This window comes from Cupriavidus nantongensis, assembly GCF_001598055.1.
GTDB classification, from domain to species: Bacteria; Pseudomonadota; Gammaproteobacteria; order Burkholderiales; family Burkholderiaceae; genus Cupriavidus; species Cupriavidus nantongensis.
This window is the reverse complement of the sequence record NZ_CP014845.1, coordinates 127568-151021: the sequence shown is the minus strand read 5'-3', so window position 1 is coordinate 151021 and position 23454 is coordinate 127568. Positions and strand designations below refer to the sequence as shown.

The following is a 23454-nucleotide window of genomic DNA, read 5'->3' as shown; positions in this document are numbered from 1 at the left end:
TCTATTCAGAAGAACTATGTTCTGTTGGACAAAACTTTAGATCGGAAATCCGGAGTCTTTAACTAGGGTAAACCCCTGAATTCCCGTTTTTTTGATTTCGTGTTCTACTGAGCAGAACACATTGGCGAACGGGGCCACAGCGCCTCTCGAAATATGACTTCAGAGAACGGTGATCTTGAACCGGGCACCAGCGGCGTCGCAGTGCTCGATCGTGCCTTCGCGATCCTGGAGGCCTTCGGCCTCGACGATGAGCGGCTTACGCTGACCGAACTCTCCCGGCGGACGGGCCTATACAAGAGCACCGTGCTGCGATTGGTCGGCGCGCTGGAGCACGGGGGGTTCATCCGTAAGCTGGATGACGGCCAATACGGGGTAGGCCCGGCCCCACTGCGGCTCGCTGCGATTTATCAACGATCATTCCGGGTCGGGCCCGTGGTGGAGCGGTTGCTGGCGCAACTCAGTAGGGAGCTGGGGGAAACTTCATCGTTCTACGTGCGCGAAGGCAGCATGCGCGTCGTTCTCCATCGCGTCGAACCAGCACGGGCAGTCCGAGTGTCGATCGGTGTCGGCGAGGAATTTCCCATTGATCGCGGTGCGTCCGGCAAGGTGCTACGTGCATTCAGCAAGCCTGTTGATCCCCGTATGAGCTCGGTGCGTGACCTGCTTTGGGCAGTTTCCTACGGCGAACGTGAAAGGGAAACGGCGTCAGCGTCGGCGCCCGTATTTGATGCGACGGACCGCTTGGTCGGTGCGATGACGATATCTGGGCCCATCGGGCGCCTCGGCGCGCCGGCGACCATGTTTGCCGCCGTGGCCACCTTACTCAATGCGGCCAAGACCGTAACGATGTCGTTAGGCGGCAGCGGCGAACGCTACGACATCGCGCAGGCACGCTTGACGCTCGGCCAGTTTGCCACCGACGAAGGGCCCTCGCCCGCAATGTCCGACAAGCGTGTCGAAAGGCCAGACATCGGCCGGTAGTCAGTAGCCAGCCCGATATCGCGGCCACCCAATGCTATACGCCTCGCCTACACCTGGCACGACGACTCCAGGCGTTCAGCGATTGGCTCGCACAGGTGTTAAGGGTAGCTGTCGGCTGATGCAGCACTCGTCAGGGACGCTCACGCAGACGCCGCTGCCCAATAGGTACGTGCATTGGTGAACTCGCGGATGCCGGCGGCGGCAAGCTCGCGGCCGTAGCCTGACTTCTTTGTGCCGCCAAACGGCACGCGCGCGTCGGAAGCGGTGATCGCGTTGATGAACGCGGCGCCGCTGGTGATGCCCTTCGCCACCGCCAGCGCGCGCTGGCTCGATCCGGCCCAAACGCTCACCGACAGGCCAAACGGCGTGGCATTGGCCAGGCGTACGGCGTCAGCGTCGTCCTTAGCCACCGCGATGGCGGCCAGCGGACCAAACGTCTCTTCGTCGAAGGCGGCCATGCCTGGCTGCATATTGCCGAGCACGGTAGGCGCATAGAAATTGCCAGGGCCCTCGATGGCCTTGCCGCCCGCGAGCAGCACTGCACCAGCTTCCAGCGACCGGCGCACCTGCTGGTCCAGCGCGTCGCGCAGGTCAGGACGAGCCAGCGGCCCCATCTGCGTGGCGGACTCGTTGGGATTGCCGACGACAAGTGCCTGCGTGGCCTGTACAAACCGTTCGGTGAATGCCGTGGCGATGCGTTCAGAGACGATAAAGCGCTTGGCGCAGACACAGCTTTGTCCGGCGTTATGGAAGCGCGCCTTGACGGCCGCCGCCACGGCCTTGTCGAGATCCGCATCGTCAAGCACGATAAACGCATCGGAGCCGCCCAGTTCCAGCACCGACTTCTTCGATGCCCGACCCGCCGCCGCGCCAACGGCGGCACCAGCGCGGTTGGACCCCGTCAGCGTCACGGCCGCAATACGGTCGTCCTGGATCAGGCCATCGATGACTTGTGGCACGTCCGGTTCGGCGACGACCAGCGTAGTGACCAGATGCTCCGGCACGCCGGCATCGAGGAACAGCTTCTCCAGCGCCAGCGCACAACCCGTGACATTGGGCGAATGCTTCAGCAGTACACCGTTGCCGGCCGTAATCGCCGGAATCGCGAAACGCATCACCTGCCACACCGGGAAATTCCACGGCATCACGGCCAGCACCAGCCCGATCGGTTCGTAGCTGACCCACGCATCAACCCCCTCAATCTCAACCTTTTCATCGGCGAGAATGCGCATGGCGTTGTCAGCATAGTAAAGCGCGGTGACCGCGGACTTCTCCATTTCGCCAGCGGCCTCGGTTATCACCTTGCCCATCTCTGCAGCGATCAGCTCCGCAAAAGGCGTGGCCTGGAGACGCAGTTCGTCAGCCAGGCGGCGCACCGCCGCAACGCGGTTCCCCAGTGGTTGCCGGCCCCAGGCTGTCGCGGCAGCATGGCCGGCGCTGACGGCCGCTTCAATCTGTTCCGCGGTCCAGCCTTCATAGGTCTTCAGCACGGCGCCCGTACTGGGGTCGTAAGTCGTAATGGTTTGGGTCATGGCTATCCTTCGGGAAGACCGGTGTTTCGAACAAAAACCTGCCCCTGGCGCACCGGGCTATCGCTCCGGTGCGGCAGAGGGTTGATGGACGGCCTAGTCGGCTGCCACGTTTGCCGTCTTCACGACGGCCGACCATCTGGCCGATTCGGCGCGCATGAAGCGGGCGAGATCCTCGGGCGATCCGCCTGCGGGCTCCGCGCCGAGTTGCACAAGCCGCTGCCTCGTCGCAGGCTCCTTGAGGATTTCATTGACCTGTGTATTGAGGAACTGGATGGCCTGCTTCGGCGTGCCGGCCGGAGCAAGCAGCCCGTACCATGCCGGCGCGTCGAAACCGTTCAGGCCTGCCTCGGCAAAGGTCGGCACATCAGGCAGTTCCGACAAGCGATGCGTGCCCGTGACGGCGATGGCGCGCAGCTTGCCGCCCTTGAGCTGGGGCAACGCGGATGCCGCGGTATCGAACATCATCTGCACCTGTCCGCCGATCAGGTCGGTCACGGCCGGGCCGCTGCCCTTGTACGGCACGTGGACCATCTCGGCGTGGGTCATGCTGCGGAACAGCTCACCGGCCAGATGCACCGAGGTGCCCTTGCCACCCGATGCAAAGTTCACCTTGCCGGGATTGGCCTTGATGTACCGGATCACACCTTTGAGGTCCTTTTCCGGAAAATCCCTGGTCACGACCAGCACCGTCGGAGACGTTGCGATCTGCACCACGGGCACGAAGTCCTTCTCCGTGTCGTAGCGCAGCTTCTTGTAGACGAACGGATTGATCGACAACGCCACCTGGCCGAACAGCAACGTCTGGCCGTCTGGCGCCGCGCGCGCTGCCGCCTCATTGCCGATATTAGTGCCGGCACCGGGGCGGTTGTCGATCAGGAACTGCGCCTTCGTCTTCTCCGACAAGCGCGTGGCGATATATCTCGACACGTTGTCGCTGCCGCCGCCCGGTGCGAACGGCACGATGATGCTGACGGGTTTCGTCGGGTAGTTGCTGTTGGCGCTGGCGCTGCCGATGAACGCCACACTGGCGAGCGTCATCGCCAGCAATGACTTAAATGCGTGCATGCTGTCTCCGGATGTTCTCTTCGGTGGATGGGGCGGCGGTGGCAGCCTTGGAGGCACCGCGCCGCTCAAAAGGCGGGATTCAGCCCGCGATGATGCTTGCGGCAACGGCCTTGCCGAACGCCGCACAGCCCATGGCGCCGCCAAGGTCCGCCGTGCGCGTAGCAGGATTTGCCAGCACCCGGTCCACGGCAGCGTCGATGGCCATGGCTGCCGCAACGAAGTTCGGCTTGCCACGGTGCTCACCGAGCCACTGCACGAGCATGGCGACGGACAGGATCATCGACGTCGGATTGGCCTTGTCCTGGCCCTGGATATCTGGGGCCGAACCATGCTGGGCCTGCGCACAGCACAGCGAATCGCCTGCCATGACAGAGCCGCCAAGACCCAGGCTGCCCGACAATTCGCTGGCCAGGTCCGACAGGATGTCGCCATAGAAATTGGTCGCCACGATCACGTCGAAGCGCGACGGGTCGCGCACCAGGTATGCCGTCGATGCATCCACCAGCAGGTCGTCGAGCTTCACTTCGGGAAATTCCGCCGCCACCTTGCGCACTTCGCGCAGGAACAGGCCGTCGGTCATATGGAAGCTGTTGGCCTTGTGGATCGCCGTCACGTGTTTCTTGCGCTTCATCGCCAGTTCGAACGAGCGACGGGCGATGCGCTCCGAGCAATGGGCAGTGATCTTGCGCACCGAGATCGCCATGTCCTTCGACGGCATCATCTCGCCCCAGCCTTCGTACATGTTGCGGTCGGGATAGAAGCCTTCGGTGGCCTCGCGCATGATGACGAGGTCCATGTTCTTCGCGCCCTTTCCCAGGAATTCCCTCGAACGCGACGGCCGCACGTTGGCGTACAGGTCCAGGTCGCAACGGAACGCTGCGGAGATATTGCGGCCGCCCTTGTCCGGCGCCGGATAGTCCGCGTGGGACTGGGTGCCCAGGATCAGGCCGTCGTATGAGGCGGCCTTGTCCAGCACCTGCTGGCGCAGTGTCGTGCCGTGCTTTTCAAGGCTGGCGAAGCCGACATCCTCATAGTCGAACTGCAGGTCCAGATCAAAGACCTGGTCGGCCTGCTTCAGGACATCGATGGAGGCAGCAACGATTTCGGGGCCGATGCCGTCGCCCGGGAGAACAAGAATGCGCATGGTGGAAATCTCTGTTAGGCCTTGGGGGTCTGGTGCTCGGCCGATACGGTCCGGGTTTCGCCGCTATCGACGAGGGTACGGGTGGCGTCGATGGTCGCGTAGATCCACAGGATCTTCATCGGCGCGGTCTTCGACAGGTTGCGGAAGCGGTGCGGCACGTTGGGTGGGATGAATGTGGTATCCAGCGGCTTCAAGCGGTACTCGATCCCGTCGATATCGAGCATGGCCTCACCTTCCACAAGCACAACGCTTTCCTGGCAGTTATGGCTGTGGAACGGAATTTCGACGCCGCCGGCAAACGACGTGTAGCCGGTAATAAAGCTGTCCGAACCGATGGACTTGCCTACCAGCGGAGTCGTGCTGGCGCCGCCGCCACGGTCATAGGCAGGCAATTGGTCGGGCTTGAGCAGCACCGCACCTGAAGGGGTCTTGATCGTCATGGGTAGTTCCTGCTGATTCACTGGTGTGTGGTCAGGCCGCGGCACGGTCAAAGCCGTAGAGCCGGGCCGGGTTGTCAACGAGAATGCCTTGCAGCAACGCGGGGGCGGTCGTCCAGCTCGCCAATTGGTTCAGCGCGCGCCCTGCATCCGTCTTGCGGAAGGGCTCGACCTGATCGAGGTTGCCCGTGCGGCTCGCGGAGCTGCCGGTGTGCGGCCAGTCGGACGCCCACACCAGGCGGTCTGAACGCGCCTGGATCAGCGCCATCGCAAATTCCGCAACGTCGTCGAAATCGGGCGCGTTACGCGACGCGCGATACGGCGCCGACAGCTTTACGTACGCGTTGCCGCGCCTCACCAACTCAACCACGCTGGCGAACGCCGCCTTCTGCTCTTCCTTCTTGTAAGCCTTGATGCCGGCGAAGTGGTCGAGCACCACGGGCACTTGCAGCGCCGCGATATCGACGGACAGTTCGGCGATTACATCGACATCCGCATAGACCTGTACCGCCCAGCCGAGAGGCCCGACCAATCCCTCCGCGCGCTTCAGCTGCTTCAGCGCGAAGCCATGGTCGCGTTGGCCGCTCACCTCCAGGTTGAGGCGGATGCCTCGGACGCCCCGGGCATGCATTGCCTGCAGCGCCGCCGGCGTGCTTGTCTCCAGGTCGATCACTGCCACACCGCGGGCCCGCTCGCCAAGCCGGCCCAACGCGTCGAGCAAGGCCGCGTTGTCGGAACCATAGACGCTGGGCTGTACCAGTACGACGCGATCGATACCGAGGCGCTGCTCAAACGCAACCAGGTCTTCGACGCGGGCCGCAGCCGGCGTGTACGAGCGCCTGGCCGCGAATGGGAAACGCGCGCCGTCGAAGATGTGGACGTGACAATCACAACTGCCGGGCGGCGGCCGAAAAGATGGCGCGCTGACGTGGGAGACGAGATCCGGGTTCACTGAAGATCCTTGTGTGGACACACCAGGTGCGTTAGCCGCCATGGCTTCAAAGAGGGAAAGTCCGCCGATGGCCGCCAGGCCTGCCTGAAGCACTTGTCTGCGATGCACTGCTGTCTCCTGTTGTTGTCGGTGCGCCGCCAAGGGGACGCGATGAATGGCATTTTATAAGCTCAAAGAACCATGTAAAGGGTTTTTTGGATTTACAAAGAACCGCCGTCGACCAACAGCGATCGCCAGCCCTTGCAGCACAAGGCACAGCAGGGAATTTTCATGGTATACCCGATGTCAGCTTCCCTGCCTGCGGAATTTGACGCCGCCCGCCGTCAATGTGCATGGCATCATCGTTGGCCTTTTGATTTTCCAAAAGTCCAACATAGATGTGATAGCATCCGACAACCGGTTTGAACGCTTCCTCTCATGGCCCGCCAGCTCGCCGACGCCCTCGCGGCAAACATTCATCAGTACATCTCTGCTGCCGGGATGGCGCCGGGTACACGTCTGCCCGAGCGGGCGCTGGCCGAGCAGTTCCGCGTGTCGCGTTCGCCCGTGCGAGAGGCCTTGAGGCGCCTGGCGTCACAGTCAGTGGTTGCGGCGCATCCGGAAGGCGGTTATGCGGTGGCCGAAGGCAGCCTCGTGGTACCGGTGGATGGCCGGGAAGTGGATGGCAGCGAAGGCGACGGCGCAGAGGCCGTCTACTTCAGGATTGCGGAGGAGCGGCTCAATGGAGTATTGCCCGATCGCTTCACCGAAAACGAAATGATGCGCAGGTATGGCATCACGCGTGCGCAACTTGGCGCGATCCTGCGCCGAATGGCGCAGGAGGGATGGGTGGAACGACTGCCTGGCCACGGTTGGATGTTCCTGCCCGTGCTCACGTCCGCCGAGACCTACAAACAGGGCTACCGCTATCGCTTGCTGATTGAAGCCGCCGGCATCCTGGAACCGACCTTCGAGCTCGACCGGGAAGCGCTGTTGCGCTGCCGCGCCGAGCAAGAAGCGCTGGCAAACGGCGGTGTCTACTCCGCCTCCGCAGCCGCGCTGTTCGACGCAAACAGCCGCCTGCATGAAACCATTGCCGCTTGCTCAGGCAACGCGTTTATCCTCGAAGGCCTGCGGCGTCTTGACCGCTTGCGCCGACTCATGGAATACCGCAAGGCAGTAGACCGCGACCAGGCCGAACGGCGCTGCCGCGAACACCTAACGCTGATCGACATGCTGCTGAATGGCCAGCAAGAAGCGGCGGCGGATTTCATGCGCCTGCACCTGCGCAATGCTGTGCGCGAAAAGTCGGATAGCTAGTAGCATCGGTCATTCGGCGGATTCCGGGTCACCCGTGACCTCAATCGCATCATTCGGGGCTTGCAGCTCGAGCTTTTTGCATCTACTTCACGTCAAAGCAGGGGTTCTGGTGTTGCGGTCCCTTCCAGGCCAGCCGGCCTTCGGCGGCAAGCTTTCGAAAGGCAAGGAGCGTGCGCATAGGGCGTTGCCTTCGAGCGTGAGGCCCAGTCGATCCCCATACTGAGCGTACCAGCGGAAGCCAGCGGTTACCTGGCCCGGCGCGATGCTGGCGTCATAGACTTCCAGCGGATCAAACTCGATCGGGGCAATCAGCAACGCCGCCTCTGCATCGACGAAGAACTGTTGAGCGGTAGGCAACGCCCAGACCACCCGCCCCTTGGCCTTCGCCTGCATGGCAGGATCGCAGGCGGTCAGCCGTGAAACTCTCCACGTAAGGATTTCGCAGGCCCGACCATTCCGCCGGCGCTGCGATATCGTCCCATTCCTTGCCAACGTGCAGGCAGCGCGCCGCGGGCCCGACGGTCTGCGGCACCTCAGGGAGGTCGTAGCGGATGCCTCGCAGCCGAATGTCGCGCCAGGCCCAGACAGCGAAGGATCTGGCGAGCCCCTTGAGCGTCTGCAGCGCGTCGACCGCAAGCCGCAGGTCCAGAGGTCGCAGTTCGACCTTCGGGCGTTTCACGAACCTAGCCGTTCAATATGTGGACGTCCACATCGCCACTTCGCCGTTACCCACCACGGTGTTCCCACCACGTCCCATGCAGCTTGCAGGCACGAGGCACCGCTCCGCCGCAGCTATCGCGCGCGGCACTTCCCCACTACCAATTCGCATCATTGTTTCCTTTTGACGGGGGAGAACGCGCCGCTTTTGCGACGGGCAAAACCTACCATGGATCGGACCCATAGTCATGGCAGCGCACCAGCCGCTTCGACCGGCGTATCCGTAGCGATCTGCCGAGCGGGTGCCACCGCAAGGCCACCGAGCGTTGCCTGAAACAATAAGAATTACCAGGCTTACCCACCCATGGAGGACGACAATCATGATCCGATCGATCACCCTAGCAACCTTGCTTTCGCTGTCTGCCGGCGTATCGCTCGCCCAGCAGAACTCAACGCCGGTGCGCCTTCTGGTCGGCTTCTCGGCAGGAGGCGCCATCGACTCCGTCGGCCGTGCGCTCGCCGAAAGTCTCCGCGTGACACTGAAGCAGCCGGTCATCGTAGAAAACAAGCCAGGCGCCAACCAGCGCCTGGCACTTGCCGAACTCAAGCGCTCGCCGCCCGATGGCCAGACCCTGGTGCTCGCAAACAGCGCACCGTTCACGATCTTTCCGCACGCCTTCAAGAAGCTCGAATTCGATGCGGTGAAGGACTTCACACCGGTTGGACGGGTGACGACGTACGAACTGTGCGTCGCGGCAGGACCGAAGGCGCCTCCCGGCGGGATCAAGGAAGTCCTGGTGTGGGCGAAAGCTCATCCATCCGAGGCTTCCTATGGCACGTCCGGGCCGGGCAACATCAGCCACTTCCTTGGCGGGATGATCGGCACCGCTAACGGGATGCAGCTTCAGCACGTGCCTTACAAAGGCGGCGCCCCCGCGCTTGTGGACCTGGCCGGGGGACAGATTCCCATGATCATCGATACGATCTATGAACCGATGGAAATGTCCAAGTCCGGCAAGGTACGGATCCTCGCCACAACCGGTGAGAGCCGCAGCCCTTTTCTTCCCAACGTCCCAACGCTACGTGAAGCGGGTATCAATGTCGCCGCTGATGCGTACGTGGCACTGTATGCGCCGGCTGGCCTGCCGGCCGACAAGGTAAAGCGTCTGAACAAGGCACTTGAGGAGGCGATGCGGTCGCATGAGTTGCAAGCGCGTATCAAGCAGTTCGCCATGTCACCAGCGTTTTCCACGCCGTCGGAACTCGCCAGACTGCAGGCCACTACCGCGGCGAGCTGGGAAGGCCCGATCAAGGCCAGCGGGTTCTCGGCTGATTAGTTTCCGGACCCGTGGCCGTCCAGGAATGTCCGAATGCGGCAGGCATTCGCCAGCGCCTTCGCCCGAGCCCGCGCAGGCTCGGGCTTGTTGCGAACGGCTGTTCCGATTCGGGATGTCGTTGCAATTTCTACCGCCACTTCGCGGCACGTTTGCGCCCGGCGCCAGCTAGCATTCACTTGAGTGAGCCGAGCGTGCTCGATCGCATCGGCAACGCGACTTGCGAACGGAAAGCCGATGGCTTTTCCGCGCAACATTCATTAGCACATCCAATATAACGACACCGGAGACATGCCTCTTCCCGATCCCCCTCCCTACGCCAATTCAATGGCATTCCGGCAGACGCTGCCGGCGCATGAAGGGCCAGACGCGCCCTTTGCACCCTGAACTCTTCCGAAATCGATGTGATGGAATTCAGAACAACCACCGGCCAGCTCACCACTGGTCGCGGATGGACACGCCACGACACCCTGTGGGTGTTGGGCATCTACGGCAACGCGGTAGGAGGTGGCACGCTGTTCTGGCCCGTCAGCCTAGGGATGACAGGCTTTTGGCCCATGATCATTCTGTCGGTCCTGGCACTGCCGGTCACCTTCTTCCCCTACCTTGCCTTGGGACGCTTCGTGCTGTCCGGCACGACACGCGGCGGACGCGACGGCAACATCTTGGACGCCACGCAGGAACATCTTGGGGACGGTTGGAGCAAGGCACTCACGGCCTTGTATATTTCGGCGGTCTTCCCGGGCATGACAATCTACACGATCACGCTCACCAATACGATTATTGATTTCGCTTGTACGCAACTGCACCTCGGCGGCATGTCGCGCTGGTATGTCGCGCCCATCAGTACCTTCGTGCTGATGATGATGGTGCGCTACGGCACGACTACCGTGGTGAGGATTATGGGCTATATCGTCCTGCCCTTCATTCTCTGCCTAATCCTGTTCGGCATCATGGCCGCACCACACTGGAACGCCTCGATGCTGGAGACCGCAACCCACTTCGGCGGCGTGTCCGGATTGGCCACGGAAACATGGAAGGGACTGCCGCTCGTGGTTTTTGCGTTCAGCTTTACTTCCATCGTGTCCAGCTTTGTGGTCGCCCAGCGACGCACCTATGGTGCCGAGGCGCCGTACAAGGTTAAGCAGGTCATGCTGGTGGCAGTCATGCTTGCGGTGTCGACCGTGCTGTTCTTCTCGTGGAGCACCATCTTCGCCCTTTCTCCGGCAGAACTGTCCGAGGCGAAGGCGAGCAACCTCACCATCCTGTCGTTCCTCGCACGCAAGTTCGACACTCCGGCGATGGCCATAGCCTCGCAAGCCATCGTGTTCGCCGCAGTGATCAAGTCCTTTCTGGCTCACTATCTTGCAACGGAAGAAAGCGCAAAGAGCTTCAGCCGAAGCCTCTTTGGAACGTCCGAAGCTACGCTGCGCAGTCCGGCATTCACGCGCCTGATAGCGCTGTTCGTTTATGCCGTGACCACGGCATGCGCTATCGCCAACCTGGATGTGCTCAACCTGATCAAGGTCGCCCTGGTTCCCGTCAGCGTCTTCGTGGTGTATTTCCTGCCGCTTTATGCATTCCGCAAAGTCCCTTCCTTGCACCGCTATCAGGGGCGCCCGATGAACCTGCTGATCGCTGCGGTCGGCATCGTATGCCTGGTCAGCGGTATTGGAACGATGATCGCGAAGTTCAGCCATTGAACGTCAAGTTGGTGCCCCCGCCGCTGGGCTAGCCGGCATGCGGCACTCCGTGCCTTTCCAAAGGAAATCAGAAATGCGTGAATTTGAAGTTCCGGGCCGCTCGGTGGCTCTTGGCTCCCAGGGCATGGTGGCCACCTCCAATCCACAGGCCGCGCTTGCCGGCCTGGACGTGCTGCGCTCGGGCGGCAATGCCATCGATGCGGCCATTGCCATCGCTGCCATGCTTGCGGTCGTCGAGCCGACGCAGACTGGTATCGGTGGGGATTGCTTCGTACTGCTGAAGAAGCCGGGGCAGCCGCCCGTCGCCCTGAACGGCGCGGGCTGGGCGCCCAAGGCAATACGCGTCGAAGCGCTGCGAGACGTCGGCATGAGCGCCATCCCCGCGGAGAGCGTGCATGCCGTCACCGTTCCCGGGTCGATCCGCGCGTGGGAGCGGTTGCTGGCCGACTACGGCACCCGCAGCTTCGCGTCGCTGCTGCTACCGGCCATTGCCGCGGCCGAGTCCGGTTACAACGTGACGGAGCGTCTCGCGCGCGACTGGGGGCGACAGACGGCAAAGATGTCGGCCACCCCGGAAGCCAAGGCAGTGTTCCTGGCAGACGGCAGTGCACCGCGGGTCGGGGACCGGCGGTCCAACCCCCGACTTGGCAAGGCCTTGCGAGCGATTGCCGCTGAGGGTGCCGATGCATTCTACGAAGGCTGGATCGCCGAAGACATCGTTGCCGCATTGAGGAGCCGGGGCAGTGCCATGTCGCTCGACGATTTTGCCGACTACCAACCGGAGTATGTGACGCCCATCTCGGCGGAATACCGCGGATACCAACTGTGGGAATGCCCGCCGAGCGGCCAAGGCATCGTCGCGCTGCAAATTGCATCGATGCTCAACCAGTTCCCACTGCACGAACTAGACCCGTTGAGCGCGGAGCGTTTTCACTTGCAGGCAGAGGTGTCCCGCGTGGCCTATGCCCAGCGCGATGCAATGCTGTGCGACCCCGCGTTCCACCCCGTCGATATCGACCGCCTGCTTTCCGCCCAGCATATTGCCGGACTGCTGGCGCAAATCAATCCTGACCGCCGGATCGGCGACCTCCTGCCCGCGGACATGCCGGAGCACAAGGACACGGTCTTCATCTCCGTTGTGGATGCCGACGGCACTTTGGTGGCATTCATCAACTCCCTGTTCGACGACTTCGGCAGCGGCCTGGTCGCCCCCGGGTCCGGTGTACTGCTGCACAACCGCGGATGCGGCTTCGTGCTCGAGCCAGGCCATCCCAACGTGATTGCCGGCCGCAAGCGTCCAATGCACACCATCATCCCGGCGTTGCTGACAAAGGACGATGAGGCGGTCCTCTCGTTCGGCTGTACCGGGGGCCACTTCCAGCCTGCCGGCCAACTCCAGGTGCTGTCTAACATCCTGGACTATGGCATGTCAGTTCAGCAGGCGATCGAGCATCCCCGCATGTTCGCCAGGGGCGATAGCCTCGAACTGGAACAAACCGTGCCCCCGTCGGTGTGGGAAGGCCTACGTCGCCGCGGTCACCGTCCCACCCGAACGGCAAATCCCCTCGGCACCTGCCATGCGATCTGGACCGATCGCCAGCGCGGCGTGCTGATGGGCGGCTCTGACGGCCGGCGCGACGGACTCGCGATCGGCTATTGAAGCGCTGGCCATCCCGCTTGCGTGCTTGTCATAGCGGCACGGATTCCGCGCCAGAGAGAGACACCGCGCACAAGACCGCCCGTCAAGCCCGACGACGCCGCGCTTTCGAACCTGGTCTGCGGCAGCGACGATCCGCCGTCCAGCAATGCATCGACTCCCCCGACGACGACGGTCACCCCGCAGTCGTCGTCCATTTGGCGTCATTGTCGCCGTTGATCCGTATGTCCTTGCCGGGGATCTCATCCAGACCTGATTCACGTTTTTTTGATGGGCTGGCGTAGTGCTACGCGTCTCGCGTCCCATGTTTGCTGCGTGCGATCAGCTTACGTCCGTCGGGGGACGACAAATCGCTATCGCAGCAATTTTGCCGGATGCTGTTCCCTATCGCGGTTGTCCACAGCGACTTCGACTATTTCACTAGGGCTGTCCGACGCAGACCTTATACAGCACCAAGAAGTCGCGAACTAGACTGCAGGCATGTAGCCGCAAAGGCGGCAATCCTGCCGAACATTCACGTGGTATCGAGCGGGAACAAAGGGAAAGTCGAAGTGAAGCGTGGCACACAAGCATGGTCGACTTACGACAGCCAGGATGCAGCAATTGTTGCCGAGACAGCTCTGGCAAAGAAGCTCCGGAGCGAGCTGGATAGTGCAGGGCTCGGACGGAGCAATTCGTATGCGAAACTCCTACGGAAATGACCCGAGAGACGTCAAAGGGTAAAAGCAGGCCCAAGCTGAGCAAGAGGCCAGTTCTCAAACCCTACGCGCAAAAAAGGGATTTCAGCATCACTCCAGAGCCGTCGGGACAAATGAGGTATCGCAGAAGTCCGCAGTGCCTGCGCTTCGTCGTACAGAAGCACTGGGCCAGGCGCCTGCACTATGACTTCCGGCTCGAGCTCGACGGCGTGCTGCTGAGCTGGGCCGTGCCCAAGGGACCGTGCTACGACCCGGCCGAGAAGCGCATCGCGATCCATGTCGAAGACCACCCGCTCGACTATGCCTGCTTCGAAGGCGAGATCCCGCCGAAGCAGTATGGCGCGGGGGCGGTGATCGTCTGGGATCGCGGTACCTGGACGCCGGTTGGCGATCCGCATGACGGCATGGCCGCCGGCAAGCTCGTCTTCGAGCTGCACGGCGAAAAGCTGGCAGGCCGCTGGGAACTGGTGCGCATCGCCAAGCCGGGCGACAAGTCCGAGCAATGGATCCTCTTCAAGAAGCGCGATGCCTGGGCGCGTCCACTGGCGGAATTCGACGTGCTGGCGGCGTTGCCGGACAGCGTCATCGCGAAGCCGCTGGGCGCATTGCGCGAGGCATCCGGCGTCGCCGACGAGGACGATCCTGTCCGGGCCGTCCAGCGCGCGCCGCGCGCGCCCTTGCCGGCGAAGCTGCGGCCCCAGCTTGCGACGCTGTCCCCTACCCTTCCCGCCGGCCCTGGCTGGGTCATCGAAACCAAGTTCGACGGGTATCGGATCCTGGCAAGGATCGACGATGCTCGCGTGACGCTGTTCACGCGCAACGGGCATGACTGGACCCGCAAGCTCAGTTCGCTCGCGGCTGAAATCGAGAAGCTCGATATCTCGCAGGGCTGGCTCGATGGCGAGATCGTCGTGCTGCGCGACGACATGCCGGATTTCAACGCCTTGCAGAACGCCATCGACGGGCATCGCCACGAGGCCATCGTGTTTTTCGCCTTCGACCTCCCGTACTGGGAAGGGCGCGACCTGCGTGAGCTGCCGCTGGCGCAGCGCCGCGCCAAGCTGGCTGCTCTCGTCGCCGACCGCTCGGAGCGCGTGCGCTTCAGCGAGGCCTTCGACGCGCCGCCGGCTCAGATGTTCCAGGCAGCCTGCCAGCTCGGCCTCGAGGGGCTGATGTTCAAGCGCGCCGATTCCCCCTATGTTTCGGCGCGGACGCAGAGCTGGCTGAAGGCCAAATGCAAGCTGCGCCAGGAATTCGTGATCGGCGGCTTCTCCGACCGGCAAGGCGCCGCCGACGAGGTGGGCAGGCTCTATCTGGGCGTCTACGCGGATGGCGCGCTGGTCTATGCCGGCGGCGTCGGCACCGGCTGGGACAGCGCCACCGCGACGGACTTGCGCAAGCGCCTGGCGGCACTGGAAGTCAAGGACAGCCCATTCTCGACGGAAGCGCGCGGCAGCGGACGCTGGGGCGGCCGGCGGCCCGCCGTGGTGCGCTGGGTCAGGCCGAAGCTGGTCGCCGAAGTCGAGTTCACCGAGTGGACACCAGAAGGACAGGTCCGCCACGCTTCATTCAAGGGGCTGCGCACCGACCACGCGATCAAGTCGATCCGGCGCGAGGCGGTGCAGACCGCGGTCACACCCCACGGCGTGGCCGCCATCAAGGTCACCAACCCGGAACGGGTCATCGACCAGTCCAAAGGCATCACCAAGCTGGAACTGGTGCGCTACTACGAAAGCGTCGCCACCGTGATGCTGCCGCACCTGCTTGAGCGCCCGCTCTCGCTGGTGCGTGCGCCGGAGGGCATCGACGCGCCCACCTTCTTCCAGAAGCATGCCGAGACCGCGATGCCGGGCCTCACCGAGCAACCGGCTTCGCTGTGGCCCGGCCACGCGGCATTGCTGACCGCCGACTCGCCCGAAGCCATTGTCGCGGCGGCGCAGATGAACGTGGTGGAGTTCCACACCTGGAATTCCACCGCGCGCAATATCGACCGCCCGGACCGGGTCATCTTCGATCTCGATCCGGGCGAAGGCGTGGCGTGGGACACCATGCTGGAAGCCGCCATGCTGATGCGCACGCTGCTGGACGAGCTGGGCCTGCAGTGCTGGCTGAAGACCAGCGGCGGCAAGGGCCTGCATGTGGTGGTGCCGCTGGCGCCGCGCCGTGACTACGATGAAGTGAAGGCGTTTTCACATGCGGCCGTGAAGCACCTGGCCGCCACGCTGCCGCAGCGTTTCACCGCCCGCTCCGGCGCCGCCAACCGCAAGGGGCGCATCTTCGTGGACTATCTGCGCAACGGCTTCTCGCAGACCACCGCCGCCGCGTTTTCGGCACGTGCGCGGCCTGGCCTGGGCGTATCGATGCCGGTGTCGTGGGAGCAACTTTCCAAGCTGAAAAGCGGCGCGCAGTGGACCATCCGCGACGCGCGCGAGTATTTGAGCTTCCAGCTGGCCGATCCGTGGCAGTCGTACTGGGAAACACACCAGACTTTGACGGAAGCCATCGAACGCTTAAGCTGAATCCAGGCGCACCGCACTGTGGAGTCTCCAATGGCTGCCCGATCCCTAGCTTCCCTGTCGTTGTCGTTTGGCCTGGTGTCGATCCCGGTCAAGCTCTATACCGCCACCGAAAGCAGTTCCACCGTGCGCTTCAACCTGTTGAGCAAGGAAGGGTCGCGGGTCAAGCAGCAGTACATTTCCGAACAGACCCAGCAGGTGGTCGAGCGTGCCGACATGATCAAGGGCTACGAGTTCGAGAAAGGCCGCTTTGTCACGTTCTCGGCCGACGAGCTCAAGGCGCTGGAGGAAAGCGCCAGCCATATGGTCGATATCGTCGCCTTCATCCCCGAGCAAAGCGTCGATCCGCTCTACTACGACAAGGCCTATTTCATCGCGCCCGACAAGCGTGGCGGCAAGCCCTACAGCTTGCTGCGCGAAGCCATGTCGCAGACCGGACGATGCGCCATCGCCAAATGGGCGTCCAAGGGCAAATCCCATATCGTCCAGATCCGCCCGGTGGAAGGCGGGCTGGTATTCCAGCAGCTGTTGTTTGCCGACGAGGTCCGCAACATTGCCGAACTGAATATCGAAGAGGTAAAGGTGTCCGATGCCGAGCTCAAGCTGGCGATCCAGCTGATCGAGCAGGCCTCCGAAGACGCCTACGACCCCACCCAGTACAAGGACGAGGAAAAGGCCAGGATTCTGGCTGCCATCGACGCAAAGATCGCCGGCAAGCATATCGTCGCGCCCGAGCCGGTGGAGGCCGGCGAGGGCGGACAGGTCATCGACCTGATGGACGCGCTGCGCGCCAGCCTGTCGAAGAAGGGCACCGCGGCCGCCAAGGGCAAGGCTGCCGCAGCCGCCCCACCCGCCCGCAAGTCTGCCCGGCGCGGCGCGGCGGCCGAGCCCACGCCGATCCGACGGACCACCAAGAAATCAGCGTGAAGCTCAGCGGCGGACTTGGCACGCGCGAGCTCGAGGCGCGCCTGGGGGTATCGAGGCGGCTGATCGGCAGCCTGGTCGCAGCCGGGCTGGTGCAACCCACGCGCGGCCCGCGCGGCGAACACGTGTTTTCGTTCCAGGACGTGGTGCTGATCCGCACCGCCCACTCCCTGCACCGCGCGCACATCGGACCGGCGCAGATCCTGCGCGCACTGCGCCATCTGGAACGACTCAAGCCAGACGAGCACCTTTCGGCAGTACGTATTTCGGCATGCAGCGGCAAGGTCTCGGCCAGGGACCGCCACGGCGACTGGATCGTGGAAACGGGCCAGCGGGTGATGGACTTCGGCTCGCGGGACGACGACGGTTTCCGGGTCATGGCGCTGACGCGGGAGGCATCGGCCTACGCCGCCGCGGATGAAGCGCTGGCCGAGGGCCTCAGGCTGGAACCGGTCGATGTCCGCGGCGCCGAAGCGGCCTACCGGCGTGCGGTGGGTCATTATCCGGCGATGTTGGACGCGTACCTCAATCTCGGCTGCCTGCTGGCCGACCAGCAGCGGCTGGACGAAGCCATCTCACTCTATGAATCCGCGCTGGCCGAGCTCCCCGACGAGCCGGAACTGCATTTCAACCTCGGCGTGGCGCTGGAAGATACCGGGGCCACGCAGGCCGCGCTGGCCGCCTATGAGCGCAGCATCGAACTGGCGCCAGGCGATGCCGACGCGCACTACAATGCCGCGCGCCTGCATCAGGAACTCGGGCACATCCAGAAGGCGCTTCGGCATTTCAACCAGTATCGGAAGTTGGATCGGTCCAGGTGAAGGAACGATCAACTTCCCGCCCTTACAGATACTTAAACAGATTCATCCCCTGGATCTGCATAAACGACTGCTGCGCCCCCTGCAGCGCCACCTGCCGCTGGTAATACTCGGTAATCGCCTTGGCGTAGTCCAGGTCCTGCAATCCCGACAACGTCTGCGAATACGTCAAATCCCGGTTGGTGCCCACGTCGTCCAGCGCATCCAGCTCATTCATGCGCGAGCCCACCGATGCGCGCACGGTCAGCACGTTGTCGAGAGAGTTGGAGAACTGGCGCACGGCGGTCGACAGCACGTTGCCCAGGTTGGCGCGGTCGTTTTCGGTGGCGGCGGGCTGGCGCAGCGTGTCGATCACGGTCTGCAGGTTGGCGAACATGTCGGTGCCGGCCTCGCTGGCGGGCTGCATGGTCAGGGTGTCGCCGGCCTTGGGCGCGCCGGTGACGTTGAAGGTGAAGCCCGCGACTTCGATCTGTGCCGGCGAGTTGTATGGCACCGGGCCGGTGACAACCGGGGCGGGGGTGGCGCCGGTCGAGGTGTCGGTGATGGTGTATTCGATCTGGCCGGTGGCATTGGCCGTGAACGACATCTGCAGCGAGTGGCCGAACAGCGGATGGCTCGGGTCGGTGGTGGACACCGCGCCGAAGGTTGCCGTGCCGGTATTGGCGGGGTTGCCCTTGACCACGTAGCCGGCGCCGCCGGTCACGCTCATGAAGATTTCGCGGCCGGTGTTGCCGGCGGGCATCTGGCGTGCGACGTCGACCTGCAGCAGTTGCTGGCTGTTGTCGCCGATGTAGTTGCTGGCGCCGCCGCTTTGCGTGAACGGTGCAGTGCCGGAGCGGGTGCCACCGAACAGGAACTGGCCGTTGCCGTCGTCGGCATTGGCCAGGCCCAGCAGCTGGTTGTACAGGCCTTCCAGTGCGGTCGCCACCGAGGCGCGGTCGGCATCGCTCATGGTGCCGTTGCCTGCCTGCACCAGCATGGTCTGGATGTTCTGCGTGATGGTGGTGATGGACTGCAGCGCGTTTTCTTCCGCCGCCAGCGCGATATTGGCCTGGTTGCGGGAGGTGGCGTACTGGCCGTTGACGGCCTGCGCCTGGCTGACGCCCAGCGCGCGCGTGGCGCCGACGGGATCGTCCGACGGGGTCAGGATCGAGCGGCCGGTGCCGAGCTGCTGCTGGATATGCATCAGCGCGCCCTGCTGGTAGTTCATCGAAGCCAGGCCTTGCTGGTACAGGGTGGAGCTTGCAACGCGCATGTTGGGTTACCTCTTCTGACGCGGGTGGCTGGGCGCTTAGCGGCCGATGCCGATGATGGTGTCGAACAGCGTGCCGGCGGTCTGGATCACGCGCGCATTGGCCTGGTACAGCTGCTGGAAGCGCAGCATCGACACGGTCTCCTCGTCCATGTTGACGCCGGACACCGATTGCTGCGCGGTCTTGATCTGCGTGGTGATGCTGTCCTGCGACGCCGACGCGATCTTGACCGACTTGGCGCGCGTGCCGACATCGTTGACCAGCTGCGCGTAGGCTTCGCTGAAGCTGGATACGCCGCCGATGGTCTTGGCGTTCTGCAGCTTGGCCAGCACCAGCATGTTGCCGTTGTCCTTGACCGCGCCTGCGTTGCTGCCCAGCGTGAAGCTGTCGCCGGCGGCGGGCGTGCCGCCGAAGCTGAAGGTCAGGCCGTTGAGGGTGAAGTCGGTATTGCTGCCGTTGGGCACGCCCACCGGCTGCGGCGCCATGGCCACGCCGCCGACCTTGAAGATGTAATTGGTGCCGTCGAACTCGGCGGTGATCTTGCCGGCCGGCGGGGTGAACCCGGGCGCGACCTTGCTCAGCGACGCGGTGGCGCTGCCCTTGTTGCCGGCGGTCGCCTCGATGTAGGCGGGCGACGCCGCAGCAATCTTGGCGGGATCGTTGATCGCCATGTCGAAGCCCGTGGCGGCATTGCGGGTGGGCTGCACCGTGAACGAATCGTTGGTGCCCATCGGCGCGTTGATCTCGACGGTAAAGCCGTCGGCGCTGAACTGCAGCGGGTAGGTGGCGCCGCCGGCGGGAACGGGCGTGACCACCTGCTGGTTGTCGGACAGGCGCGTCAGCGTGTAGTTGGTGCCGTCGAAGTGGAGCTTGTAGTCGCTGGTGGTCAGCGCCGACGCATTGTCGATGGTGGCGGTGGCGACGGTGGTCTTGACGGTGTTGTTGGCGTTGGGGATGGTGGTCGCACCGCCCAGCCTGAACATGTCGGTGCCGGCGACGCCGTTCAGGTCGATGCCGAGCTGGTGCTGCGCATTGAAGCTCGCGCCGATCGCCAGCGACAGGCGGCCGATCGCGCTTTGCGCCGGGTCCAGCGTTTCGGTGCGGAACTGCAGCAGGCCGCCCAGCGAGCCGCCGGTGAGCGCGCCCGGCTCGCTCTCGATCACGGTGCCGGTGGGCAGCGTGTAGGCCACCACGGTGCGGTTCGGGTCGGCCGCCGAGGCCACGGCCTTCAGTTCATAGGCGTCGTTGCCCATCACCAGCGGCTGGCCGTTGCCGACGAAGACGTTGTAGGTGCCGCTGTCCTGCACCACCACCTTGGCGCCGACCAGCTTGGTCAGCTCGGCCACGGCTTGGTCGCGCTGGTCGAGCAGGTCGTTGGGCGGCTGGCCGCCGGAGGCCGCCTTCAGCCGCGTGATTTCCTCGTTAAGGTTGGCGATCTGCTTGGTGTAGGCGTTGACCTGCGTGACCGCGGTGCCGACCTGTTCGTTGACGCCGGACTGCAGCTGCTTGAAGTAGTTGCTGGCCGAGCGCACCTGGCCCACCAGCGCCTGGCCTGCCGACAGCATGCCCTGGCGCGCGGCCGGATCGGCCGGGGTATCGGCCACCGCCTGCACCGCGGCGAAGAACTTCTGCATCAGCGGCGCCAGGCCGCCCTTCTGGTCGGCCAGCAGGTTGTCGATCTGGCTGATCTGGTCCGAGTACATCTCCAGCGACGCGCTGGCCGAGGTGGCGCCGCGCAGCTGGCCGGTCAGGAACTCGTCATAGACGCGGATCACCGTGGTGGTGTTCGAGCCGAAGCCGTAGAAGCCCTGGCTGGTGTACTGGCCGCCGGCGGACGCGACGATGGTGTTCTGGCGCGAATAGCCTTCGGTTGCCGAATTGGCAAAGTTGTGGCCCGTCGTCGTCAGCGCGTTCTGCGCGGTGTTCAGGCCGGAGAGGCCAATGCTGAAGAGAGACATGGTGCTCTGGTCCGGGATTGGTGGGACTGCCGCGGTGAGGGGCGGCGGGGTGGTATTTGGGAGTTATCGGCTGGCTGGAAGCAGGACTTTAGTTATGGCAGTGATCTTCGTCGGATCCCGCTGGTTTTCTCCGCTCTCCCGCTTGCGGGAGAGGGGCCGGGGGTGAGGGCCGGCGGTGGCAATAGCGAGGGGCGTCACTTCGTTGATGCTCTTGCCCTCTCCCCCACCCCTCTCCCGCAAGCGGGCGAGGGGAGCCTGGTTCGTGCGGTGTCGGCTGCGGTTTGCCGCTGTATTGCAACTGTAGCCCGCGCCCTACGCCGCCACCTTCTTCATGATCTTCACCAGCTTGTGCCCGTACGCCGGATCCGTGGCATACCCTGCCCTCTGCAAACCATGCGCCGCGTCCTCGGCGTTCGCCGCGCTGACCACGCCCGCATAGCGCGGATTGCTGGTCAGCAGGCGCGCGTAGTCGGCGCAGGCCTCGTCGTAGGACCCATAGGCGCGGAACTTCGCCCGCACCTTCTGCGGCTGGCCGTCGATGTATTCGGTGGTGGTGATTTCCGCGACGCGGCCCTTCCAGTTGGGGCCGGCCTTGATGCCGAAGACGTTGAAGGTGGTGGAGCCATCGGCGTGCGTGATCTCGCGCTGGCCCCAGCCGGATTCCAATGCGGCCTGGCCGACGATCAGCCGTGACGGCACGCCGCTGGCGCGGGACGCGGCTTCCGCCGGGCCCGCCATGCGGGCGACGAAGGCGCTGACGTGCGCGGGCGCATCGTCGGGCAACCGGCCCAGCCGGTCTTCGCCCTGGCCGCGGTCCGCGTAGGACTGCGGCTGGTACTGGCGCAGGCCCGCAGTGGGGTTCCATTGCTGGCCGGCGACGGTGGTGCCGATGGCGGGCAGGTCGGCCTGCTCGCCCGCGTCGGCTGGCATGGCGCCGGCACCGCGGCTGTCGAGCAGCCTGGCCATCTCGGCATCGGCGGCCTTGCCGGCCTCGGCCGGAGTCAGCGCGTTCATGCCCGCGGGCATCGCGGTGCCGGTGGCGCGTGCGAGTTGGCGCACCATCACGTCGGCCAGGCCGATGCCGCGCGACGACAGCTGCTGCGCCAGCTGCTGGTCCATCATCGACAGATACAGCTTGCTCTGCTCGTTGTCGAACAGGCCGTCCTGCGGCGTGGCGTCGCGCATGCTCTTGAGCACCATCTGCGTGAACACGGCCTCGAACTGCTTGGCGACGGCGTGCAGCGTATTGGCGTCGGCGCCGCCGCGCGCGCTGTGCTTGAGCGCTTCGAAGCCCTGCGTGTCCAGTGCGAAGCGCTGGGTCAGGTCGGCGCCGGGCGCGGGCATTGCGCCACCGTTGATGCCGCTGTTCATGCTCAGATCACTTCCAGCTCGGCGCGCAGCGCACCGGCCGCGCGCATCGCTTCCAGGATGGTCTGCAGGTCGGCCGGGGTCGCGCCCAGCGCGTTCAGCCCCTTGACCACCGCGGCCAGCGAGGCGCCCGCCTTGACGATCTGCAGCGAACCGCCCTGCTGCTTCATGTCGATCTGCGACACCGGCGCCACCACGGTCTGGCCGCCGCTGAACGGCGCCGGCTGGCTGATCACCGGTTGCGTGTTGATCACCACCGACAGGTTGCCGTGCGCGACCGCGCAATCATCCACGGTCACGGCCTGGTTCATCACGATGGAGCCGGTGCGGGCGTTCAGGATCACCTTGGCCGCGGCCTTCGCCGGGGTTACGTCGATATTCTCGATGCGGGCGAGGAAGCCCACGCGCGCCGCCGGCGATGCCGGCGCGCGCACCTGCACCACGCGCCCGTCCAGCGCCGCGGCGACGCCGCCGCCCATGTTGCGGTTGATGGCTTCGACCACGCGCTCGGCAGTGCCAAAATCCGTATCCTTCAGTTCCAGGTTGAGCAAGCCGCCATCGGGCTGGAACGGCGCCACTGCGCGCTCGACGATGGCGCCGTTGGCGATGCGCCCCACCGCCAGCTGGTTGATCTGCACCTTGCTGCCGTTGGCCGACGCGCCCGCGCCGCCCACCAGCATATTGCCCTGCGCGATCGCATAGACCTGGCCGTCGGCGCCCTTGAGCGGGGTCATCAGCAGCGTGCCGCCGCGCAGGCTCTTGGCATTGCCCATCGACGACACCACCACGTCGAGCTGGCTGCCGGGCTGCGCGAACGCAGGCAGCGACGCGGTCACCATCACCGCCGCCACGTTCTTGAGCTGCATGTTCTTGCCGGCCGGCAGCGTGATCCCCAGCTGCGACAGCATGTTGGTCAGGCTCTGCGTGGTGAACGGCGTCTGCATGGTCTGGTCGCCGGTGTTGTCCAGCCCCACCACCAGGCCGTAACCGACCAGCGGGTTCTCGCGCACGCCCTGGAAGGTGGCCAGGTTCTTCAGGCGCTCGGCCTTGGCGCTGGTGGCAAAGGCGCCGAAGGCCACGCCCAGCGCCAGGCTGACCATGGTCAGCCGCAGCAGGCGGGACAGGAAACGAGCGAGCATCTGGGCAGACATGGCGCGG

General features: G+C 64.3%; 18 protein-coding genes. 8 read left to right on the top strand and 10 right to left on the bottom strand.

Features of this window, described 5'->3' with window-relative positions:
* The first annotated feature begins 153 nt into the window (after positions 1 to 153).
* On the top strand, positions 154 to 981 hold the full coding sequence (locus A2G96_RS22060) for an IclR family transcriptional regulator (RefSeq protein ID WP_062802368.1): 828 nt from the start codon (positions 154 to 156) through the stop codon (positions 979 to 981).
* Between the two features lie 140 nt (positions 982 to 1121).
* Here the strand turns inward: A2G96_RS22060 and A2G96_RS22055 are convergent, their stop codons facing one another.
* From A2G96_RS22055 to A2G96_RS22035, 5 genes are all read right to left on the bottom strand, one after another.
* Positions 1122 to 2513, bottom strand: a complete 1392-nt coding sequence (locus A2G96_RS22055) for an aldehyde dehydrogenase family protein (protein WP_062802367.1) — start codon at positions 2511 to 2513, stop codon at positions 1122 to 1124.
* 93 nt (positions 2514 to 2606) lie between these two features.
* Positions 2607 to 3683, bottom strand: coding sequence for a Bug family tripartite tricarboxylate transporter substrate binding protein (locus A2G96_RS22050; protein ID WP_231909719.1), 1077 nt, complete (start codon positions 3681 to 3683; stop codon positions 2607 to 2609).
* The gene (locus A2G96_RS22045; RefSeq protein ID WP_062802365.1) at positions 3658 to 4722 is read right to left on the bottom strand and encodes an isocitrate/isopropylmalate dehydrogenase family protein; all 1065 of its coding nucleotides are present in this window, start codon (positions 4720 to 4722) and stop codon (positions 3658 to 3660) included. Before A2G96_RS22045 ends, A2G96_RS22050 begins: the two co-directional genes overlap by 26 nt.
* A gap of 14 nt (positions 4723 to 4736) precedes the next feature.
* Positions 4737 to 5162, bottom strand: coding sequence for a cupin domain-containing protein (locus A2G96_RS22040; protein WP_062802364.1), 426 nt, complete (start codon positions 5160 to 5162; stop codon positions 4737 to 4739).
* 31 nt (positions 5163 to 5193) lie between these two features.
* Complete coding sequence (locus tag A2G96_RS22035; protein WP_167354394.1) at positions 5194 to 6111, bottom strand: amidohydrolase family protein; 918 nt, start codon at positions 6109 to 6111, stop codon at positions 5194 to 5196.
* A gap of 417 nt (positions 6112 to 6528) precedes the next feature.
* Between A2G96_RS22035 and A2G96_RS22030 the strand changes: the two genes are divergently transcribed.
* Complete coding sequence (locus A2G96_RS22030) at positions 6529 to 7410, top strand: GntR family transcriptional regulator (protein ID WP_082819068.1); 882 nt, start codon at positions 6529 to 6531, stop codon at positions 7408 to 7410.
* An 87-nt stretch (positions 7411 to 7497) separates the two neighbouring features.
* On the opposite strand, the gene A2G96_RS22025 is transcribed toward A2G96_RS22030, so the two are convergent.
* The gene (locus A2G96_RS22025; RefSeq protein WP_062802362.1) at positions 7498 to 7803 is read right to left on the bottom strand and encodes a hypothetical protein; all 306 of its coding nucleotides are present in this window, start codon (positions 7801 to 7803) and stop codon (positions 7498 to 7500) included.
* 644 nt (positions 7804 to 8447) lie between these two features.
* Between A2G96_RS22025 and A2G96_RS22020 the strand changes: the two genes are divergently transcribed.
* The 6 genes from A2G96_RS22020 to A2G96_RS21995 all read left to right on the top strand — a co-directional run bounded on the left by A2G96_RS22020 (position 8448) and on the right by A2G96_RS21995 (position 17720).
* The gene (locus tag A2G96_RS22020; RefSeq protein WP_025583039.1) at positions 8448 to 9404 is read left to right on the top strand and encodes a Bug family tripartite tricarboxylate transporter substrate binding protein; all 957 of its coding nucleotides are present in this window, start codon (positions 8448 to 8450) and stop codon (positions 9402 to 9404) included.
* A 404-nt stretch (positions 9405 to 9808) separates the two neighbouring features.
* Entirely contained in the window at positions 9809 to 11104 is a 1296-nt protein-coding gene (locus A2G96_RS22015; RefSeq protein WP_231909718.1) for an SLC5/6 family protein, read from the top strand.
* Positions 11105 to 11177: 73 nt separating this feature from the next.
* Complete coding sequence (gene ggt / locus A2G96_RS22010; protein ID WP_062802361.1) at positions 11178 to 12764, top strand: gamma-glutamyltransferase; 1587 nt, start codon at positions 11178 to 11180, stop codon at positions 12762 to 12764.
* A gap of 694 nt (positions 12765 to 13458) precedes the next feature.
* Complete coding sequence (gene ligD / locus A2G96_RS22005; RefSeq protein WP_062802360.1) at positions 13459 to 15978, top strand: DNA ligase D; 2520 nt, start codon at positions 13459 to 13461, stop codon at positions 15976 to 15978.
* A gap of 30 nt (positions 15979 to 16008) precedes the next feature.
* Positions 16009 to 16902, top strand: a complete 894-nt coding sequence (gene ku / locus A2G96_RS22000) for a non-homologous end joining protein Ku (RefSeq protein WP_062802359.1) — start codon at positions 16009 to 16011, stop codon at positions 16900 to 16902.
* A complete protein-coding gene (locus A2G96_RS21995) occupies positions 16899 to 17720 on the top strand; it encodes a tetratricopeptide repeat protein (RefSeq protein ID WP_062802358.1) in 822 nt (273 codons plus the stop codon). Before ku ends, A2G96_RS21995 begins: the two co-directional genes overlap by 4 nt.
* A gap of 22 nt (positions 17721 to 17742) precedes the next feature.
* Here A2G96_RS21995 and flgL read toward each other — a convergent pair whose 3' ends face one another.
* The 4 genes from flgL to A2G96_RS21975 form a co-directional block, all read right to left on the bottom strand.
* Positions 17743 to 18972 carry a flagellar hook-associated protein FlgL gene (flgL, locus tag A2G96_RS21990; RefSeq protein ID WP_062802357.1) on the bottom strand — a complete coding sequence of 410 codons (1230 nt, stop codon included), beginning with the start codon at positions 18970 to 18972 and terminating at the stop codon, positions 17743 to 17745.
* A gap of 36 nt (positions 18973 to 19008) precedes the next feature.
* On the bottom strand, positions 19009 to 20928 hold the full coding sequence (gene flgK, locus A2G96_RS21985; RefSeq protein ID WP_062802356.1) for a flagellar hook-associated protein FlgK: 1920 nt from the start codon (positions 20926 to 20928) through the stop codon (positions 19009 to 19011).
* A 312-nt stretch (positions 20929 to 21240) separates the two neighbouring features.
* Positions 21241 to 22299 (bottom strand): flagellar assembly peptidoglycan hydrolase FlgJ, encoded by a 1059-nt coding sequence (gene flgJ, locus A2G96_RS21980; protein WP_062802355.1) that lies wholly within the window; start codon positions 22297 to 22299, stop codon positions 21241 to 21243.
* A gap of 2 nt (positions 22300 to 22301) precedes the next feature.
* On the bottom strand, positions 22302 to 23447 hold the full coding sequence (locus tag A2G96_RS21975; protein ID WP_269465680.1) for a flagellar basal body P-ring protein FlgI: 1146 nt from the start codon (positions 23445 to 23447) through the stop codon (positions 22302 to 22304).
* Positions 23448 to 23454 lie beyond the last annotated feature (7 nt).